12 protein-coding genes are annotated in these 19,209 nt (G+C 67.8%); 1 reads left to right on the plus strand and 11 read right to left on the minus strand.

The genetic code is table 11. The annotated features are described in order from the left end of the window. Positions 1 to 278: 278 nt before the first annotated feature. The 8 genes from KHC27_RS16710 to KHC27_RS16745 form a co-directional block, all read right to left on the minus strand. Positions 279 to 1,421: a hypothetical protein gene (locus KHC27_RS16710; protein ID WP_213340534.1), complete on the minus strand. Its 1,143-nt coding sequence runs from the start codon at positions 1,419 to 1,421 to the stop codon at positions 279 to 281. A 181-nt stretch (positions 1,422 to 1,602) separates the two neighbouring features. Beyond that, the gene (locus KHC27_RS16715) at positions 1,603 to 2,718 is read right to left on the minus strand and encodes a calcium-binding protein (RefSeq protein ID WP_213340535.1); all 1,116 of its coding nucleotides are present in this window, start codon (positions 2,716 to 2,718) and stop codon (positions 1,603 to 1,605) included. A 188-nt stretch (positions 2,719 to 2,906) separates the two neighbouring features. Beyond that, on the minus strand, positions 2,907 to 4,424 hold the full coding sequence (locus KHC27_RS21910; RefSeq protein ID WP_213340536.1) for a calcium-binding protein: 1,518 nt from the start codon (positions 4,422 to 4,424) through the stop codon (positions 2,907 to 2,909). 153 nt (positions 4,425 to 4,577) lie between these two features. Continuing rightward, entirely contained in the window at positions 4,578 to 6,083 is a 1,506-nt protein-coding gene (locus KHC27_RS16725) for a calcium-binding protein (RefSeq protein WP_213340537.1), read from the minus strand. 201 nt (positions 6,084 to 6,284) lie between these two features. After that, the gene (locus tag KHC27_RS16730; RefSeq protein ID WP_213340538.1) at positions 6,285 to 7,802 is read right to left on the minus strand and encodes a calcium-binding protein; all 1,518 of its coding nucleotides are present in this window, start codon (positions 7,800 to 7,802) and stop codon (positions 6,285 to 6,287) included. Between the two features lie 197 nt (positions 7,803 to 7,999). After that, entirely contained in the window at positions 8,000 to 9,295 is a 1,296-nt protein-coding gene (locus KHC27_RS16735; RefSeq protein WP_213340539.1) for a calcium-binding protein, read from the minus strand. A 153-nt stretch (positions 9,296 to 9,448) separates the two neighbouring features. Continuing rightward, positions 9,449 to 10,672: a calcium-binding protein gene (locus KHC27_RS21915; protein WP_281417095.1), complete on the minus strand. Its 1,224-nt coding sequence runs from the start codon at positions 10,670 to 10,672 to the stop codon at positions 9,449 to 9,451. A 201-nt stretch (positions 10,673 to 10,873) separates the two neighbouring features. Beyond that, positions 10,874 to 12,382 carry a calcium-binding protein gene (locus KHC27_RS16745; protein ID WP_213340540.1) on the minus strand — a complete coding sequence of 503 codons (1,509 nt, stop codon included), beginning with the start codon at positions 12,380 to 12,382 and terminating at the stop codon, positions 10,874 to 10,876. 376 nt (positions 12,383 to 12,758) lie between these two features. On the opposite strand from KHC27_RS16745, the gene KHC27_RS16750 reads away from it, so the two are divergent. Beyond that, complete coding sequence (locus KHC27_RS16750; RefSeq protein WP_213340541.1) at positions 12,759 to 13,274, plus strand: GNAT family N-acetyltransferase; 516 nt, start codon at positions 12,759 to 12,761, stop codon at positions 13,272 to 13,274. Between the two features lie 57 nt (positions 13,275 to 13,331). On the opposite strand, the gene KHC27_RS16755 is transcribed toward KHC27_RS16750, so the two are convergent. Genes KHC27_RS16755 through KHC27_RS16765 form a run of 3 tightly spaced genes read right to left on the minus strand, consistent with a single transcriptional unit; the run spans position 13,332 to position 19,197 of the window. Then, positions 13,332 to 15,398, minus strand: a complete 2,067-nt coding sequence (locus KHC27_RS16755; protein ID WP_213340542.1) for a hypothetical protein — start codon at positions 15,396 to 15,398, stop codon at positions 13,332 to 13,334. Next, positions 15,395 to 18,262, minus strand: coding sequence for a DUF4159 domain-containing protein (locus KHC27_RS16760; RefSeq protein WP_213340543.1), 2,868 nt, complete (start codon positions 18,260 to 18,262; stop codon positions 15,395 to 15,397). Before KHC27_RS16760 ends, KHC27_RS16755 begins: the two co-directional genes overlap by 4 nt. Further along, the gene (locus KHC27_RS16765) at positions 18,262 to 19,197 is read right to left on the minus strand and encodes a DUF58 domain-containing protein (protein WP_213340544.1); all 936 of its coding nucleotides are present in this window, start codon (positions 19,195 to 19,197) and stop codon (positions 18,262 to 18,264) included. The genes KHC27_RS16760 and KHC27_RS16765 overlap by 1 nt, the downstream gene beginning before the upstream one ends. Positions 19,198 to 19,209 lie beyond the last annotated feature (12 nt).

A 19,209-nucleotide genomic window follows, 5' to 3' on the forward strand; every position in this document is an offset into this window, starting at 1 on the left:
TGGGCCTATCCCACCAAGCCCACCCTCAGTAACGTGGCCTGAGGACGACGCTTACGCTGAACTTGCCGGAACGAGTGAAAAGCATCTCACGCCCTCGGTGCCGGCACTGCCCCCGCGGCGGACTCCGGTGCGGGCCAAGATACCTCCGGCCGTGCCAGTCGCAAGCGAAGTGCGGCTGAACACCCTGTCTATTTTTGAGCGGGATCCATGACTCACCGGAAGCCGCGCGCCGATCCGGCACGGGCGGGGCGCTGCCCGCCCCGCCGCGGCCGCCCTTCTCAGGTCGCGAAGATGAAGCTCAGGTCGGTGAGGGTGATGTCCTGGTCCCAGATCGTGTTCTTCACCGTGACGCTGTTGCCGCCGCCGAAGGTGATCGTCGCTGCCTTGCTGCCGTTGTCGCTGATATTGAGCTGGGCGAAGGAGGTGATGCCATAGGCCGAGACGTCGATCTGGTCCTGGCCGTTGCTGCTATTGGTGGCCTGGCCGAAATCCTCGATGGTGTCGTTGCCGCTGCCCGGCTGGAACACGAAGGTGTCGTTGCCGCCGAAGATGGCGGTGATGACGGTGCCGCTCCATCCGCCGTAGTCGCCGACCAGCATATCGTCGCCGCCGCCGCCATCGAGCACGTCGTTCCCGCCCTGGATCGTGCCGGGGCTCTGGAGATACATGGCATCGCCGATCAGCAGGCTGCCAGTGGCGTCGTCGTGAAGCGCATCGTTTCCGCACACGACATCGGTGGTGTCGGTTCCGTTGCCGATGAGGGCGGCATCGCCGACGAGGACCTGGCCACTGCCGCCAGCGCCGCCGCTGCTGCCGCCGGTGAAGAGGGTGTCGTTGCCGCCGACGAAGCCATTGCCGGCGATCTGGACATCCCCACACAGCGAGTCGCCGGAGAGGCTGCTGCCCGTGATGGTGTCGTTGCCGCCGATAAAGTAGGAGGCGGTGTAGGCGTCGCCATAGATGATGCTTGCGGCGGTGGCGGCAGAGGCGTCGATCCGGTCGTTGCCGCCGACGACGGGGCTGCCGTTCGTTCCCGCAACGTCGTGATCATCGCCATAGAGCTGGGTGAGGTGGGAGCCGGCGGTCCAGATCACGTCATTGCCCAGCCCGCCATAGAGGGTGGCGTCGGTGCCGTATTCATGCCCGGCATTGGCCGGGCGGACGGTGAAGTCCATGATGTCGTCGCCGGCGCCGGCATCGAAGCTGGTGAAGCCGGAGAAGCGCAGCGCGTTGGTGCCGCTGAGGGTGAGGTCGTAGATGAAGGCTTCGTTAAAACTGCTGCCGGTCAGCGTGGTGTCCGCGCCGGCGGTGTAGATGCCGGAACTGCCGTAATAGCCATAGGTCGAGAGCGTCTCGTTGGTCGTGGTGTTGGTGGTGGTGCTGGTCCGGTTGAACTTGCCGGAACGTGTGAATTGAACCATCTGCTTTCCCCCCAAATGGCATGCCGGCAACCGCTGCAAGTGGAGCGCCGCGCGCCGCTACTTTTTTACCGGAAAGTGCCGTTTGGGAACAGCCGGGCGCACGAGCAAAATCGTGCGCCGGACATGGCAGACGGGCTGCGACCCCGGAGGCGGGCACGGCCCGCCTCCGGGCCGGACCGCCTCAGCTCGCGAAGATGAAGTCCGAGGCGGAGAGGGTGAGGGGGGTGTTGGTGAGGTTCTGCACGGTCACCTGGTTGCCGCCGCCGAAATTGACCACCACCGAGTCGGTGCCGTTGCCGGAGATGTTGAGGCTGGCGAAGCTGGTATAGCCATAGGCCGAGACGTCGATCAGGTCGTCGCCATAGGTGGAGCCGGCGCTCTGGCCGAAATCGAAGATGGTGTCGGCGCCGCTGTTCGGCTGGAACACGAAGGTGTCGTTGCCGCCGATGACGGTGGTGCCTTTATTACCCAGGTCCGCCGTGTCGCCGAAGAGATAATCGTCGCCGCCCGCTCCATCGATGATGTCGTTGCCGAACTGCACCTGCCCCGCGCTTTGGATGGCACTGGCATCACCGACGAGAGAATCACTGTCCGAACTACCGTGCAGGGTATCGTTGCCGCACACGGCAGTGACGGTGTCGCTGCCGTCGCCGATATAGATGGCGTCACCGTCGAGGGCGTCCCAGCCGCCACCGCCGGCGAAGATCACATCGTTGCCGCCGACGAACCCGTTGCCGGCGACCATAACATCGCCGGAGAGCTGGTCGGTGTAGGCGCTGCCGACGATGGTGTCGTTGCCGCCGACATAATTGGAGACCTTGTTGGCGTCGCCATAGATGAAGCTCGTGGCGCTGGCGGCGGAGGCATCGATCCGGTCGTTGCCGCCGATCACGGGACTGCCGCTGGTTCCCGCGATGTCGCCATTGTCGCCATAGACATTGGCGAGGTGGGAGCCCGCGGTCCAGATCACGTCGTTGCCGAGCCCGCCATAGACGGTGGCGTCGGTGCCATATTCATGGCCGGCATTGGCGGGCCGGACGGTGAAGTCCATGATGTCGTCGCCGCCGCCGGCGTCGAAGGTGTCGAAGCCGGAGAAACGCAGCGCGTTGGTGCCGCTGAGGGTGAGGTCGTAGATGAAGGCCTCGTTGGCGGCGCTGCCGGTCAGCGTGGTGTCCCCGCCGGACGCCGTGTAGATCACCGAGCTGCCGTAATAGCCATAGGTCGACAGCGTCTCGTTGGTGGTGGTGTTGGTGGTGGTGCTGGTCCGGCTGAATTTGCCGGAGCGGGTGAAGTTCACGGCCGATCCCCTGTGCGTTGGCGCCCGCCCGTCCCTGACCGTCGGCGCGCGATGTCCTACCTATCGTGGTACCCTCACATCGGCATCGGTAACAGGGGGTGGGGGAAAGATGCGGGAGATTCGGCGCTGATGTCGCAGGAGAAAGCGGGGCCGTTGCCGCCCCGCCACAGCGCCCGCCGCCGCCGGGCTCACGCCGCGAAGATGAAGTCCGAGGCGTCGAGGGTGAGGGCGGTGTTGGCCTTGTTCTGCACCTTCACGCTGTTGCTGCCGCTGAAGGTGACCGTCACCGTCGCGGTGCCGTTGTTGCTGATGGTGAGGTCGGCAAACGAGGTATAGCCATAGGCCGAGACGTCGATCAGGTCGTCGCCGGTGGCAGAGCCGGCGCTCTGCCCGAAATCGAAGATGGTGTCGGCGCCGCTGCCGGGCTGGAACACGAAGGTGTCGTTGCCGCCGGTGATGGTGCCGCTGGCGGTGGTCGAGATGTCGCCATAGAGCTGGTCATTGCCGGCGCCGCCATCCAGCCGGTCGTTGCCGCAGGTCATGGTGAGCCCCGCGCGCGTACCGCCGGCGTCGCCGACGAGGCTATCGGCACCGGCGCCACCATACAGGCTGTCATTGCCGCCGGAGGCCGTGGAACTCAGGGTCAAATGGCCGACATTGCTGAAATCGCCATAGATGGCGTCGTCGCCGTCATCGCCATACAGGATGTCGTTGCCACCCGTGGCCTTCGAGCCGGAGGCGGTGGCGCCCGAGAACCCATCACCATAGATGGAGTCGCCGCCGCCCCGGCCATAGATGGTGTCGGCACCGCCGGTGAAGGTGGAATCGGTGCCGCTCGCGACCGTGGTCCCGTCGCCGTAGAGCATGTTGCCGCCGTTGCTGCCATAGATCCCGTCATTCCCGCCAATGACGGTGGTCGATGACTGGACGGCCATATTGGCTGCATCACCGTAGATGTTGTCGGCGTCGGTGCCGATGGTGGTCGCATCATAGGCGTAAAGAATGTCGTTGCCGCCGATAGCGGTGGCGCCGGTGGCGCCGCTAATGTTGGCAAGGCCGACGCCCTCACCATAAATGTTGTCGGCGCCGGCCTTGCCATAGATGATATCGTCGCCGCCGGTGGCCGTCGCGTTGGCGAGCGTGGCCATTCCCCCATCGCCGTAGAGGTATTCGCCGGCTTTCGTGCCGGTGATGGTGTCGTTGCCGCCCTTCGCCCAGTTCAGGGTCGCACCGTCGCCATAGGTGGTGGTCGCCGCCGTGGCGGCCGAGAGGTCGATGATGTCGTTGCCGCCCTGCACCATATCGGTGGACGAGGAGCCGGACATGGTCTGGTAGTCGCCATAGACGATGGTGAGCTTGGCGCCGGCGGTCCAGATCACGTCATTGCCAAGGCCGCCCGAGACCTTCGCGGTGGTGGCGTATTCCTTGCCGACATTGGCGGGGCGGACGGTGAAGTCCATGATGTCGTCGCCGCCGCCGGCGTTGAAGTCGGTAAAGCCGGAGAAGCGCAGCGCGTTGGTGCCGTTCAGCGTGAGATCGTAGATGAAGGCCTCGTTCTCGTCGCTGCCGTTCAGCGTCTTGTCGGTTGAGGTGGCGGTGTAGATGAGCGCGCTGCCATAGAAGCCATAGGTCGACAGCGTCTCGTTGGTGGTGGTGTTGGTGGTGGTGCTGGTCCGGTTGAACTTGCCGGAACGTGTGAATTCCATCGCACTCCCCTTCGGCCGATGTTGCCATCGGCCTTTCCACTTCATTTTGCGATGTTTTCGCGCCGATGGCTAAAGAGGGCAAGAGCCGCGCCGCCCGCTGGGGTGACGATTTTTGGTGCGATTCCGCGTCAGACGGTGGCCTTTCGGGCCGCCTCACGCCGCGAAGACGAAGTCCGAGGCGTCGAGGGTGAGGGCGGTGTTGGCCCTGTTCTGCACGGTCACGCTGTTGCCGCCGCCGAAGTCGACCACCACCGCGGCAGTGCCGTTGCCGGTGATGCTCAGCCCGGCGAAGCTCGTATAGCCATAGGCGGAGACGTCGATCAGGTCGTCGCCGGTGCTGCTGCCCGCCACCTGCCCGAAGTCGTAGATCGTGTCGGCGCCGCTGCCGGGCTGGAACACGAAGGTGTCGTTGCCGCCGGTGACGACGCCGCCGGCCGTTATGGTGCCGGAGACGTCGCCATAGAGCTTGTCGTTGCCGGTGCCGCCGTCGAGCCGATCGTTGCCGCAGGTCAGGCTCGCCTTCGCCGTCACGCTGTCGGCATCACCGACCAGGATGTCGGCACCGGCACCGCCATGGAGCGTGTCGCCGCCGCCCGTGGCGGTGACGACGTTGGCGAGGTTGCCGCACGCTTTGCCGTCGCCATAGATCGTGTCGTCGCCGTCTTCTCCATAGAGCGTGTCGGCTCCGCCTTTCACGGTCGAGCCGGCGCTAAAGCCGAAGGCATTGGCGTCACCAAACAGGGTGTCCGCGCCGCCACCGGCATACACCGTGTCGTTGCCACCGGTTGCGGTCGCATTCCTGCCAAAGCCGAGTGTGCCCCCATCGCCGTAAAGGGGGTTGCCGCCGTCATTGCCATAGAGCGTGTCATTGCCGCCGGTGGCGGTGCTGCCCGTGCCATTGCAGAGATAGCTGCCGTCGCCGTAGAGCATGTCGGCCTCGGTGCCGGTGCCGGCGTAGAGCGTGTCATTGCCGCCGACGGCCGTGCTCGACGCGCCATAGCCGAGCAGGTTGCCGTCGCCATAGAGCGTGTCCTTGCCCGCTCCGCCCCGCAGAACGTCGTCGCCGCCGAACGCACTGGAGCTGGCGGTATAGGCCAGTCTCCCGCCATCGCCGTAGAGCGTGTCGTCGCTGGCGCTGCCGGTGAGGGTGTCGTTGCCGCCCTTGGCCCAGCTCAGGTAAAAGCCATCGCCAATGACAGCCGTGCCGACCGTCGCCGCGGACGCGTCGATGATGTCGTTGCCGCCCTGCACCAGGTCGCTGGCCGAGGTGCCGGCCATGGTTACATTGTCGCCATAGACTGGGGCGAGATGCGAACCCGCGGTCCAGATCACGTCATTGCCGAGCCCGCCATAGATCGTGGCGTCGGTGGCGTATTCATGGCCGGCATTGGCGGGGCGGACGGTGAAGTCGATGATGTCGTCGCCGGCCCCGGCATCGAAGGCTGTGAAGCCGGAGAAGCGCAGCGCGTTGCTGCCGGAGAGGGTGAGGTCGTAGATGAAGGCCTCGTTGGCGTCGCTGCCGGTCAGTGTCGTGTCGCTGTCGGTCGCGGTGTAGATCACCGAGCTGCCGTAGAAGCCGTAGGTCGACAGCGTCTGGTTGGTGGTGGTGTTGGTGGTGGTGCTGGTCCGGCTGAACCTGCCGGAGCGTGTGAACTGCATGATGCGCCCCTCATCGGCCGCTCGCCCCGCGCGCCCGGCGTGAGGCGCTATCGTACCGTTGTGGGTATGACGCGCCAGCGACCGGCCTCGAGGATGGTCGCCTTTCCGGTTCCAGCTTGCGGAAGACCGTCAGGGCTACGGCAGCCGGGCCGCGGCCGCTCGGGCAGGCGGGGCGCTGCCGCCCCGCCGCCGCGCGTTGCCTCAGGTCGAGAAGAGGAAGTCCGGGCTGTCGAGGACGAGGGCGGTGCCGGCCTTGTTCTGCACCGTGACACTGTTGCCGCCGCCGAAATCGATCACCACCGACGCCGTGCCGTTGCCGATGATGTCGAGCTGGCTCCCGGAGGAGTAGCCATAGGCGGAGACGTCGATCAGGTCATGGTGGTCAAGGGAGCCGGTGCTCTGGTCGAAGTCATAGATGGTGTCGGCGCCGCTGCCGGGCGCGAACACGAAGGTGTCGTCGCCGCGGGTCGCCGTGGTGCTGGCGTTAATGGTGCCGGAGACGTCGCCATAGAGCTTGTCGTCGCCGGTGCCGCCATCGAGGATGTCGTTGCCGCAGGTCAGCGTCCCGCCCTGGTTGACGGTCGTGGCGTCGCCGATCAGCGTGTCGTCGCCGGCTCCGCCATAGAGAAGGTCAGCCCCGCCGAAGGCATGGCCCCCGGTTGAGTTGTTGCCGTTGCCGACCAGCGAGAAATCGCCATACAGCGTATCGCCGCCATCATCGCCATACAGCGTATCGGCGCCGCCGGTGACGGTGGAGCCGTTTCCGAAGGCGGCGTTCCTGCCGTCACCCAAGATCGTATCGGTACCGTCCCGTCCGTAGATCGTGTCGTTGCCCGCGGTGACATTGGCGCTGGCGCCGCCGCCGTCGGAATTGCCATCGCCGAACAGGGCGTTGTCGCCGTTGCTGCCATAGATCGTATCATTGCCGCCGATGACGGTGACGGACGCTCCGGCGCCAAAATCCTGGGATTCACCATAGATGTTGTCCGTCTCGGTGCCCGCGGTGGTGGCGTTATAGGCGTAGATGACATCGTCGCCGCCGATGCAGGTGGAGCCGGTCTGCCCGCCCATAAACTGGCCTTCGCCGAAAATCGTGTCCCTGCCGGCGCCGCCATAGATGATGTCGTTGCCGCCGGTGCCTTTGGTGTTGGCCAGGCCACCGACGTTTCCATCGCCCGAGAGGGTGTCGTTGGACGTGCTGCCGGTTATGGTGTCGTTGCCGCCCTTGGCCCAGCGCAGCGACCCGTCACCGAGGACCGCGGTTCCGACACTGGCGGCTGAGAGGTCGATGGTGTCGTTGCCGGCCTGCACCATGTCGCTGGCCGAGGTGCCCGCAATGATGGTGGTGTCGCCATAGACGGTCTTGAGATGTGAACCCGCGGTCCAGATCACGTCATTGCCGAGCCCGCCATAGACGGCGGCGTCGGTGGCGTACTCGCTGCCGGCATTGGCCGTGCGGACGGTGAAGTCGATGATGTCGTCGCCGGCACCGGCGTCGAAGCTGGTGAAGCCGGAGAAGCGCAGGGCGTTGGTGCCGCTGAGGGTGAGGTCGTAGATGAAGGCCTCGTTGGCGTCGCTGCCGGTCAGTGTCGTATCGCCACCCGACGCGGTGTAGATCACCGAGCTTCCATAGACGCCGGAGGTCGAAAGCACCTGACCGGTCGTGGTGTTGGTGGTGGTGCTGGTCCGGCTGAATTTGCCGGAGCGTGTGAACTGCATGATGTGCCCCTCATCGGCCGCTCGCCCGCGCGAGTCCGGCCTTGAGGCGCTATTGTACCGTTACGGGGGAGATGCAGCCAAGCGCGGAAGCCGGGATTGTCGGCTTTCTGGTTCGAAATTTCCGAAGAAATTCAGGCGTATGGCTGTAGGATCGCTACCCCTGGGGAAGGGCGGGGCGCTGCCCGCCCCGCCCGGTCTCACGCCGCGAAGACGAAGTCCGAGGCGGTGAGGGTGAGGGCGGTGCTGGACCTGTTCTTCACCTGCACGCTGTTGCCGCTGCCGCTGAAGGTGATCGTCACCGTCGCGGTGCCGTTGCCGGAGAGGGTGAGGCCGGCGAAGGAGGTATAGCCATAGGCCGAGACGTCAATCAGGTCGTCGCCAGAGCCGGCTCCGGCGGTCTGGCCGAAATCATAGATGGTGTCGGCGCCGCTGCCGGGCTGGAACACGAAGGTGTCGTTGCCGCCGATCACGTTACTGGCCAGCACGTCGCCATAGAGCTTGTCGTTGCCGGCGCCGCCATCCAGACGGTCATTGCCGCTCGTCGCGTTCATGTAGCAGTTCGCGGCATCGCCATAGAGCGTGTCGGCGCCGTCGCCGCCATAGAGCGTGTCGTTGCCGCAGACGGCGACGTCGCCCGCTCCGCGTGCACTTCCAAGGGTGAAGGCGTCGCCGTAAAGCGAGTCGGCGCCGGCGTCGCCATAGAGGGTATCGTTGCCGCCATAGGCCTTCGAACCGTCGCTGTTGGTGAACTGGTAGCCATCGCCATAAACGGCGTCGTCGCCCGCTCCGGCGTAGAAGGTGTCGTTGCCGCAATAGGCGGTTGCCGATGCGCCATTGCCGACATAGTAGCCGTCGCCATACAGGATGTCCTTGAGCGCCTTGCCACGAAGGATGTCGTCCCCGCCCCAGGCGGTCGACGAATCCTGGTAGGCTAACAGGTCGGCATCACCATAGATCGTATCGCCGAAGGCGCTGCCGGTGATGTCGTCATTGCCGCCCTTGGCCCAGGCAAGCTGCGCCCCCTCGCCATAGACGGTGGTCGCGACAGTGGCGGCGGAGAGGTCGATGGTGTCGCTGCCGCACTGCGTCACGTTGCCCGACGAGCCGCCGACAATGCTGGCTTCCCCGTAGACCTTGGTGAGCTTGCTGCCGGCGGTCCAGATCACGTCATTGCCGAGGCCGCCGGAGATGGTGGCGGTGGTGCCGTATTCCTTGCCGGCATTGGCGGAGCGCACCGTGAAGTCGATGATGTCGTCGCCCGCCCCGGCATCGAAGGCGGTGAAGCCGGAGAAGCGCAGGGCATTCGTGCCCTTGAGCGTGAGGTCGTAGATGAAGGCCTCGTTCTCGGCGCTGCCGGTCAGAGTCTTGTCCGACGATGTCGCGGCATAAATGACCGAGCTGCCATACCAACCATAGGTGGAAATAGTAACGTTGGTCGACGCATTGGTAATCGTGCTGCTCTTGTCGAATTTCCCGGACCGCGTAAACTGCATGATAACCTCCACCCGTGAGCGCCGCTCACTTTTTCTGGAAAATTACCTTCTGTTTGCCCGCAAAATCCGATAATCTCAAGAAATCCGGGCAGGGTGGGGGGTGACTATTTTTGGTTGCTTTTTGCCGCGGCCGCCAAGATCCCCTATGTTGCCTCACGCCCCGAATATGAAGTCCGAGGCGTCGAGGGTGAGGGCGGTGTTGGCCTTGTTCTGCACGGTCACGCTGTTGCCGCCGCCGAAATCGACCGTCACCGTGGCGGTGCCGTTGCCGGAGACGTTGAGCTCGCCGAAGGAGGAATAGCCATAGGCGGAGACGTCGATCAGGTCGTCGCCGGTGCCGCTGCCGGCCACCTGTCCGAAGTCGTAGATGGTGTCGGCGCCGCTGCCGGGCTGGAACACGAAGGTGTCGTTGCCGCCGGTGACGCTGGCGCCGGAATTTATGCTGTTGGAGATGTCGCCATAGAGCTTGTCGTCGCCGGCGCCGCCGTCCAGCCGGTCGTTGCCGCAGGTCAGGGTCACGCCTTTATAGACATCGCCGCCGTCGCCGACCAGACCGTCATTGTCGGCACCGCCATAGAGCGTGTCATTGCCCGCCGTCACCGAGGCATTCGTCGTGTTGTTCGAGAAGCCGCCAAAGCGGAGGGCATCGCCATAGATCGTGTCCTGGCCGGCGTCGCCATAGAGCGTGTCGGCGCCGCCGAGCGTTACGCTCGAATTGGGGCTGCCCATGGTGCGGCCATCGCCATAAATCGTGTCATTGCCGCCCTGGCCGTGGATGGTGTCGGCGCCGCCATTTGTCCGGTCCGACGTCGAACTTCCAAGTTGGTTCATATCACCATAGATGGTGTCGCCGAGGGCGCTGCCGGTGATGGCGTCGTTGCCGCCGGTTACCCATGACGAGAACTCGCTGTCGCCATAGACGGTGGTCGCCGCGGTGGCGGCGGAGAGGTCGATGGTGTCGTTGCCGCCCTGGAGAGGACTGCTCGAGCTGCCCGAGTAAGACGATACATCCCCATAAACCGTGGTGAGGTGCGAGCCCGCGGTCCAGATCACATCATCGCCGATGCCACCATAGATAAGCGCGTTGGTGGCGTATTCATGCCCGGCATTGGCGGGGCGCACGGTGAAGTCGATGATGTCGTTGCCGGCGCCGGCGTTGAAGCTGGTGAAGCCGGAGAAGCGCAGCGCGTTGGTGCCGTTCAGCGTCAGGTCGTAGATGAAGGCTTCGTTCTCGGCGCCGCCGGTCAGCGAGGTGTCGCCGGACGCGGTGTAGATGACCGAGCTGCCATAATAGCCATAGGTCGACAGCGTCTCGTTGGTGGTGGTGTTGGTGGTGGTGCTGGTCCGGCTGAATTTGCCGCTGCGGGTGAAATTCATTGCCCATCCCCTGTGCGTTCGCCCGCCTGCCCCCGGCGGCCGACGCGCTAGGCTCTCTCCTCATCTTGATACCTTCTCATCGGCACCGCGCACAGGGGATGGTTGCAAGATACCGGAAATTTGGCCCTGTTTCCGCAGCGAAAGCCAAGGCTGTTGCCGCCCCGCCACAGCGCCCGCCGTCACGCGGGCTGTTGCGCGACCTCACGTCGCGAAGACGAAGTCCGAGGCGTCGAGGGTGAGGGCGGTGTTGGTCTTGTTCTTGACCTGGACGTTGTTGCCGCCGCCGAAATCGACCGTCACCGTGGCGGTGCCGTTGCCGGTGAGGGTGAGACCGGCAAAGCCGGTATAGCCATAGGCGGAGACGTCGATCAGGTCGTCGCCATAGGCGGAACCCGCCACCTGGCCGAAGTCGTAGATGGTATCCGCGCCGCTGCCGGGCTGGAACACGAAGGTGTCGTTGCCGCCGGTCACGACGGCGCCGGACGCCGAGACAGCGACAAGGTCGCCGTAAAGCTTGTCGTCTCCAACTCCCCCGACGAGGGTGTCGTTTCCGCAGTAAAGCGTGCCGACCGCGCTATATCCGTCTCCTGCAATCAGGTCGTTGCCGGCATCGCCGTAAAGCAGGTCATCTCCGGCCGTCACCACCGATGTTGCGTTGTAGGCGATGTAAAAACCGTCGCCATAGAGAGAGTCATCGCCATCGCCGCCGTGAAGCTCGTCGTTCCTGCCAAAGACCTGGCTGTTATCGCCATAGCCGACGGTATATCCGTCTCCATAAACGGCATCGCCACCCCCGGCAGCGTAGATCGTGTCGTTACCACCATAGGCGATCGATCCAACTCCCTGGGCCATGAAGGAGCCGTCACCATAGAGCGTGTCGATGTTATCCCCGCCATAGATGGCGTCGTTGCCGCCACGTGCTGTCGAGTTCACGCCAACGCCAAGATACTGGCCGTCGCCGTACACGCGGTCGCGCTGGTTGATCGGCGTGTCCGCACCGGCTCCGGTATAAATAACGTCGTCGCCGCCCGTGACGGTCGAGCCGACGCCGACTCCGAGCCGGTTGCCGTCGCCATAGATGGTGTCGCCCAGACCGCCGCCATAGATGGTGTCGTTGCCGCCATAGGTGGTGGAGCCGTCGGCGAGGCCGAGATTGTAGGCGTCGCCATAGAGGTTGTCGCGATAGGCGGTGCCGGTGAGGATGTCGTCGCCGCCCCGCGCCCAGGAGAGGTCGTAGCCGTCGCCATAGATCGTGGTCGCGATGGTCGCGGCGGTGGCGTCGATCCGGTCGTTGCCGCCGAGCGCGAGGCTGCCCGAGGTGCCGGCGAGGGTCGCGACGTCGCCATAGGCGGTGGCGAGATGGGCGCCGGCGGTCCAGATCACGTCATTGCCGAGCCCGCCATAGAGCGTGGCGTCGGTGGCGTATTCGCTACCGGCATGGGCGGGCCGGACGGTGAAGTCCATGATGTCGTCGCCGGCCCCGGCGTCGAACACGGTGAAGCCGGAAAAGCGCAGCGCATTGGTGCCCGACAAGGTGAGGTCGTAGATGAACGCCTCGTTCTCGGCGCTGCCGGTCAGCGTGGTGTCGCTGTCGGTGGCGGCATAGATCACCGAGCTGCCGTAATAACCATAGGTCGAGAGCACCTCGCCCGTGGTGGTGTTGGTTGTGGTGCTGGTCCGGCTGAACTTGCCGCTGCGCGTGAACTGCATCGCACTCTATCCTCGTGCACGCGGACCCACCGGCTGCACGATCCCGCCGCGCCGAAACCGTTGGCGGGGCAGATTACGGGCTGTTTCTACGCCAACAAGCGAAGATTTCCGGCTAAGGCAACGAGTTACCAGCCTCCGGCGAGATTTTTGGCGGGTAACCTCCGGCTGCAGGATGCTCTTCCTTGCTCTCGACGCAGCGCGCCGGTCGTGCTATCCGGCCCGACCCTTGGAAGGACCATCATGACGTTCCGGCCCCTGCTGCGACGACGAGACGAGCGAGCCCGCGCTGCCGCGCGCGCCTCCGCACGCCCCTGCGCCTGAGCCGGCCCCGGATGGGCCCGGCCTCGGCGCCTGTCGCCTGACCGTCGAGAGCCCCATGACCGACCTGTCCATCTCCATCCTTCCGGAAACCCCCGCCGACGATGCCGCCATCGAGCGGCTGGTGGCCCGCACCTTCGGGCCGGGCCGCTATGCCCGCACCGCCTTCCGGCTGCGGGAAGGCAATCCGCACCGGCGCGATCTCTCCTTCACCGCCTCCATCGGCACGATGCTGGTGGGCTCGGTCCGGCTGACGCCGATCTTCATCGGCCCGGCGCCGGCGCTGCTGCTCGGCCCGCTGACGGTGGAGCCGCCCTTCCGCTCCCACGGCATCGGCCGCCGGCTGGTGGAGCGCTCGCTGGCGGCGGCGAAGGAAGCGGGCGCCGGGCTGGTGCTGCTGGTGGGTGACGAGCCCTATTACGGCCGGATGGGTTTCCGCCATGTCGCGCGCGGCGCGGTGCGGCTTCCCGGGCCGGTCGATCCCAACCGGGTGCTGATCTGCCCGCTGGATGGGCGGGACGTGGCCTCGGTGGAAGGCATGGTCGCCCCGGACCGCCGCGCCGCGGTGGCCTGAGGCCGCACGGCCCGCCGCACGGCCCCCGGTCGGGCGGCCGTGCGTCCCGCGACGCGGCTACCGTCCCTCGCGGGCCCAGGCGGCGGCGATGCCGGCCATCAGGATGAGCAGGCCGGAGAGGCCGGCGAAGAGCGGGAACAGGCCCAGCCCGCGCACCACCGAGACGTCGCGCATCGCGAGCCCCAACCAGTCCTCGCCGGCGTAGCGTTCGCCCGACCGCACCGCCACCACCCGCGGCACCGAGCCGGCAAGGTCCGCCATCCGCCACACCCCGCCGCCGCTGGCGGCGGCGATGGGGGAGAGGGTCTGGGTCGTGCTGGTGACCTCGGCGAATTCCTTCGGGTTCAGCGGGCCGACATTCACCAGCGCCGAGAGCCGGCCATCGTTCGCCCGCCAGAGCCCCAGCATGTCGGCCGGGAAGCTGGCGCTGAACGAGCCCGGGGCGGTTTCGGCAAGGGTGACCGTGCGGGTCTGGCCGGCGGGATTGGTGACGGTCACCGGCCCGACCGCGTCGCCCATGGTCTGGCGCGCGATGACGATGTCGCCGCCGCGCGCGACCATGGAAAGCCGCTCCTCCTCGAGCTCCGGCTCCTTCATCAGCCAGTGGGAGAGCCGGCGCAGCAGGTCGATATAGGGCCCGCCGCCCTCGAAGCCGCGCGCCCACAGCCAGATATGGTCGGAGAGCAGCAGGGCGACGCGGCCTTCGCCGACGCGGTCGAGCAGCAGCACGGGGCGGTTGTCGGGTCCGTCCAGCACGCTGGTGCCCTTGGCGTTCACCGTGTCGACGACGCGGAAGAAGCGGCTCCAGCGCGGCGGTTCCGACTGCGAGCCGGGCAGTTCGCGCGTCACCGGGTGGCGCTGGCCGGCCTCGGTGAGATGGGCGCGGAACGGCACCTCGGTCATCTTGCCGGTGGGCTCGGCGGGCAGGATGGCCTCCAGCGGGGTCTGGAAGATCGAGCCCTCGGAGATGTAGTCCGCGCCGGCGGCGACCAGCACCGCGCCACCCTCGCGCACATAGCGCACGATGTTGTCGAAATAGATCATCGGCAGCACGCCCTGCTGGGCGTAGCGGTCGAAGATGATGAGGTCGAAATCCTTGATCTTCTGCTGGAACAGCTCGCGCGTGGGGAAGGCGATGAGCGACAGCTCGTTGATCGGGGTGCCGTCCTGCTTCTCCGGCGGGCGCAGGATGGTGAAGTGGACGAGGTCGACATTGGCGTCGGACTTCAGAAGGTTGCGCCAGGTCCGCTCGCCGACATGGGGTTCGCCGGAGACGAGCAGCACCCGCAGCTTGTCGCGCACGCCGTCGATGGAGAGCGCGGCGCGGTTGTTCACCGGGGTCAGCTCGCCCTCGAGGCCGGCGGCCTCGATCTCCACGATGTTGCCGCCGGCGTGGGTGATGGGGATCTCGACCTGGGCGTCGGTGCCGGCGGTGACGATGGGCCGGGCCACCACCTCGCCGTCGCGGCGCACGGTGACGCCCACCCGCGCGCCGGCCGGCGCGCCTTCGTCGACCACGCGGTAGCCGACCGTCTGGTTCTGGCCGACGATGCCGAAGCGCGGGGTCGAGGTGAGGGCGACGCGGCGGTCGCGCTCGCCGGCATGGCCGGAAATGATGGCGTGCACCGGGGCCTTGAAGCCCAGCGCCGCGGCGGTGGCGGGGATGTCGTGCACGCGCCCGTCTGTGAGGAAGATGGCGCCCGCCACCCGCTCCGGCGGCACGTCCGCCAGCGCCGCGTTCAGCGCGGTGAAAAGCCGGGTGCCGTCGACGTCGCCGGCACCGCCGCCCGCCTCGATCCAGCGCACCTCGGCGCCGGGCAGCCGGTCGAGCCGGGCCTTCAGCTCGGCGCGGGCGGCCTCGGTCATGGCGGTGCGCTCGCCGAAATCCTGGCTCGCGCTCTTGTCCACCACCACCGCGACCACGGTGGAGAGCGGCTCGCGTTCTTCGCGGGTGAGGGAGGGGTTGGCGAGGGCCAGCACGGCCAGCCCGAGCGCGAGCGCCCGCATCAGCGCGCCGCGCGTCCGCCCGACCAGCAGCAGGACGCTGACCAGCACCGCCAGCGCCGCGGCGCCCGCCAGCCATGGCAGCGGAATGAGGGGGTCGAAGCCGAGCCCGAGATTCATTGGCCGAGCCTCTCCAGCAGCGCGGGCACGTGCACCTGATCGGCCTTGTAGTTGCCGGTGAGCACATACATCACGAGGTTCACTCCGGCGCGGTAGGCCATTTCCCGCTGGCGCGGCTCGGAGGCGGAGAGCGGCAGCATGGGCTGGCCGTCATCGTTCATCGCCCAGGCGCCGGCCAGATCGTTCGAGGTGATGATGATGGGGGAGACGCCGTCGCCGGCGCGTGCCGGACGGTCCTCGCCTTCCTCGGCGGCGGGCAGTGCCTCGACAAAGGTCTGCCCGCCGCTGAAGCGGCCGGGGAAGTCGCGCAGCAGATAGAACGCCTTGGTCAGCACGTGGTCGCGCGGCACCGGCTCCAGCTCGGGCACGTCGAGGCCGGAGAGGATGGCCCGGAGCGCATCATTGGCCGGGGTGCCGGCGCCGTTGCTGCCGGGCAGGACCGATTCCGCGTCGCGGGTGTCGAACAGGATGGTGCCGCCCTGCTTCATGAAGGCGTCGATGCGCGCCAGCGTCGCCGGGCTGGGCTTCGGCGCGCCGGGCACGATCGGCCAGTACAGCAGCGGGAAGAATGAGAGCTCGTCGCGGGCGGGGTCGACGCCCATCGGCTCGCCGGCCTCCAGCGCGGTGCGCTGGCCGAGGAAATCGGTGAGGCCCTTGAGGCCGGCACGGCTCACTTCGTCGGTCTCGGCGTCGCCGGTGAGGACATAGCCGAGCCGCGTGGCGCTGCTCGCCTTCACCGCGAAGGCATCCTGTTCCGGTGTCGGCGGCGTGGCCGGCGCCGGCGTGGCAGCGGACGCCGGGCCGGGTGGCGGTGCGTTCTGCGCCCGTGCCTCCGGTGCCGGCAGCGCGAGCGCGCCGAGGGCGAGCAGTGCCGCGAGCGAGGCCGCCGCGGCCCGGCGCGGCAGCAGCCGGGCGAGGCCGCCGGACAGCAGGAACACGATGACGGCGTCGATCAGCAGAAGGGCGAACATGGCGAGCAGCACCGGGGCGCGCAGGTCGCGGGGCGCGACGTCGCGATAGGGCTCGACCCGCCCCAGGGAGGTGAGGTCGAGCGGAACGAGGCGGTCGGCCGGCAGCAGCGCGTTGACCGCCACCAGTCCGTCGGGCGGCCCGTAGAAGCCGGGCGGATGGTCGCGGCTGGCGCGGCCGACAAAGCCGGCCGGAATCGCCTTGGCGGTGGGTGGCACACCCTTGAAGGCCCCGAATCCGTCCAGCAGCCGGCTGGGGGCGATGGTCTCGCCGGAGGGCGCCGCAGTGCCCTCGGCGGCGGTCTCCGTGGCGGTCGATCCCGCGAGCGCCACCACCCGGCGCAGCATCTCGACGAAGGCGCCCGACAGCGGCAGGTCCGACCAGGTGGTGTCGGCGGTGACGTGGAACAGCACCAGCATGCCGCGCCCGCGCGCCTCCCCGGTGACGAGCGGGGTTCCGTCGGTGAGCGCCGCCCAGGTGCGCGAGGCCAGCAGCCCGTCCGGCTCGGCCAGCACCTGGCGCTGCACGGTGACGTCATTGGGCACCGGCACGTTGCGGAAAGGGCCTTCCGGCGCGAAGCTGCCGAGCTTCTGGGGCTGTTCCCACGACAGCGAGCCGCCCAGCACCCGGCCGCCGCGGCGCAGCGTGACCGGCACCAGCCGGTCGTCGCTGTTGGCGAGGCGCGGACCGGCGAAGCGCACCAGCACGCCGCCGCCCTCCATCCAGCGCTGCAGCCGCTGTTCGGTTTCGGGCGAAATGGTGCCGATGTCGGAGAGGATGATGACCGGCAGCTTCTGGTCGATGAAGCTGTCGATCGCCTCGGACGAGGCCCGTCCTTCCGACAGGCGCACATCGGCGAAGGGCCCCAGCGCGCGGCTGAGATAATAGGAGGGCGCGAGCAGCGGCTGGCGCTGGTCGGCGGTGGCGCCGGACACGAGGCCGACCGAGCGGCGGCGCCAGCGCTCGTCCAGCAGCTGCACCGCACCGGCGGAGGCTTCGCCGGCGATCTCCAGCCGGGCCACCTCGTTGCGGATTTCCACCGGTAGGTCGAAGCGGGCCGCGGTTTCGCGGGCGCCCGGCTCGAAACTGAAAGCCGCCTCGCCGAGCGCGAGGCCGCGCATGTCGAGTGCCCGCACCGTGCCCTCGCGCCCGGCGGTGTCGCGGTCGGCGCGCACCACCTGCACGGTGAGGGCGTCCACCGCATTGTCGGCGCCGGCCAGAGCGAGCGGCTCGGCGAGCCCGCCATTCATCACCACCAGCGGGCGTTGTCCGGCAATGCGGGCGAGGGCCGTCGCGCTCGGGTCGTCGGCGGCGAGCGACACGCCGTCGGCGAGATAGACCACCGAGGCGTCCGGCGCCGCGACCAGCGCCCGCTCCACGCTCGCCAGAGCAGCAGCCCGATCGGGCACCTCCGGCACCGGGGCGAGGGTGCGCAGCCGGTCCCGCGCCTCGCTGGGGCGCATCACATGGGGCTCGGCCGGGGGCTCGCCCGTGGGGATGAGGACGATGCCGCGATTCTCCAGGTCGGCATCGGCGATCACCCCTTCGGCGGCGGCGCGACGGTGCTCCCAGGTCGCGGCCGCGGGCCAGCCGCTGTCGATCAGCAGCACGACCGGGCCGGTGGCCGCGGGGCCGGTGCTCGGCGGGTTCCAGATCGGCCCGGCGGCGGCGAAGATGACGAAGGCGGCCAGCAGCAGCCGCAGCGCGGTGAGCCACCAGGGCATGCGCGCCGGCGTCTCTTCCTTCGGCGGGATGTCCAGCAGCAGCCGCATCGGCGCGAAGGCGACGCGGCGCGGCCGCGGCGGCACCAGCCGCAGCAGGAACCACAGCAGCGGGAGCCCGGCCAGCGCGCCGAGGATGAGGGGGGAGGTGAAGGCCAGCGGCAATCCGAGCATCAGGTGGAATCCCCTTCCGTCGCCGGCGCGGTGGGCGCCGGCGGGAGGAGAGTCGCGCCTCCGCTCATGCGGGCGTGGAGCGCGAGCAGGACCTCGCTCGCCGGCCGGTCGGTGCGGTGGACGAGGAAGGTCCAGTTGTGCCGTTCCGCCTCCCGGCGGATCAGGCTGCGGTGGAGATCGACACGGGCGATGTACTCCTCACGCACTGTTTCCGCCCGGCCGATGGTCAGCAGCGCGCCGGTCTCCGGTTCGCGCAGCTCGATCCGGCCGGAGAACGGGAAGGTCTCCTCGGCCGGGTCGCAGACCTGCACGACATGGCCATGGGCGCTGCTGGCGGAGAGCGCGCCGATGCTGGCGGTGACCTCGGCGGTGGGGCTCCAGAGGTCGCCGAGCAGCACCACTTCGGCAAGCGGAGAGGGTGCGAAGGCCGGCGGCAGGCTGGCGGGCAGGGTGGTGGCGTGAACCAGCGCCTCCGCCATCCGCTCGACGATGTTGCGGTTGGCGGAGGGGCGCATCACCCCGGGGATGCCGACGCGCTCGCCGCCGCGCACCAGCAGCTCGGCCAGCGCGAAGGCGACGACGAGGGCGCGGTCACGCTTGGTCTCCCACACCAGCGGCGAGGCGAACACCATGGAGGGGGACAGGTCCGGCCAGATCCACACGGTGTGGGCGGCCTCCCATTCGCGCTCGCGGACATAGAGATGGTCGTCGCGGGCCGAGCGGCGCCAGTCCACCCGGTTGGACGGCTCGCCGTCCATGAAGCGGCGGTACTGCCAGAAGTTTTCGCCGGTGCCGGCGCGGCGGCGGCCGTGCAGGCCGTGATAGACGCTCGCCGCGATCCGCCGCGCCTCCAGCACCAGCCGGGGCATGGCTGCAACGAGGCCGGCCGCATCCTGTGCGGCGGTCCGGACGGCGGTGTCGGCTTCGACTTCCAAGCTCTGCCAGCT

It is taken from the genome of Ancylobacter lacus (assembly GCF_018390635.1).
In the GTDB taxonomy this organism is placed as follows: domain Bacteria; phylum Pseudomonadota; class Alphaproteobacteria; order Rhizobiales; family Xanthobacteraceae; genus Ancylobacter; species Ancylobacter lacus.

Bases quoted from the DNA above. Each gene is read 5' to 3' on its own strand.
- KHC27_RS16760 (WP_213340543.1), bottom strand. From the start codon at position 18,262: ATGCTCGGATTGCCGCTGGCCTTCACCTCCCCCCTCATCCTCGGCGCG.
- KHC27_RS16750 (WP_213340541.1), top strand. From the start codon at position 12,759: ATGACCGACCTGTCCATCTCCATCCTTCCGGAAACCCCCGCCGACGAT.
- KHC27_RS21915 (WP_281417095.1), bottom strand. From the start codon at position 10,672: ATGAATTTCACCCGCAGCGGCAAATTCAGCCGGACCAGCACCACCACC.
- KHC27_RS16730 (WP_213340538.1), bottom strand. From the start codon at position 7,802: ATGCAGTTCACACGCTCCGGCAAATTCAGCCGGACCAGCACCACCACC.
- KHC27_RS16735 (WP_213340539.1), bottom strand. From the start codon at position 9,295: ATGCAGTTTACGCGGTCCGGGAAATTCGACAAGAGCAGCACGATTACC.
- KHC27_RS16725 (WP_213340537.1), bottom strand. From the start codon at position 6,083: ATGCAGTTCACACGCTCCGGCAGGTTCAGCCGGACCAGCACCACCACC.
- KHC27_RS16755 (WP_213340542.1), bottom strand. From the start codon at position 15,398: ATGAATCTCGGGCTCGGCTTCGACCCCCTCATTCCGCTGCCATGGCTG.
- KHC27_RS16745 (WP_213340540.1), bottom strand. From the start codon at position 12,382: ATGCAGTTCACGCGCAGCGGCAAGTTCAGCCGGACCAGCACCACAACC.
- KHC27_RS21910 (WP_213340536.1), bottom strand. From the start codon at position 4,424: ATGGAATTCACACGTTCCGGCAAGTTCAACCGGACCAGCACCACCACC.
- KHC27_RS16710 (WP_213340534.1), bottom strand. From the start codon at position 1,421: ATGGTTCAATTCACACGTTCCGGCAAGTTCAACCGGACCAGCACCACC.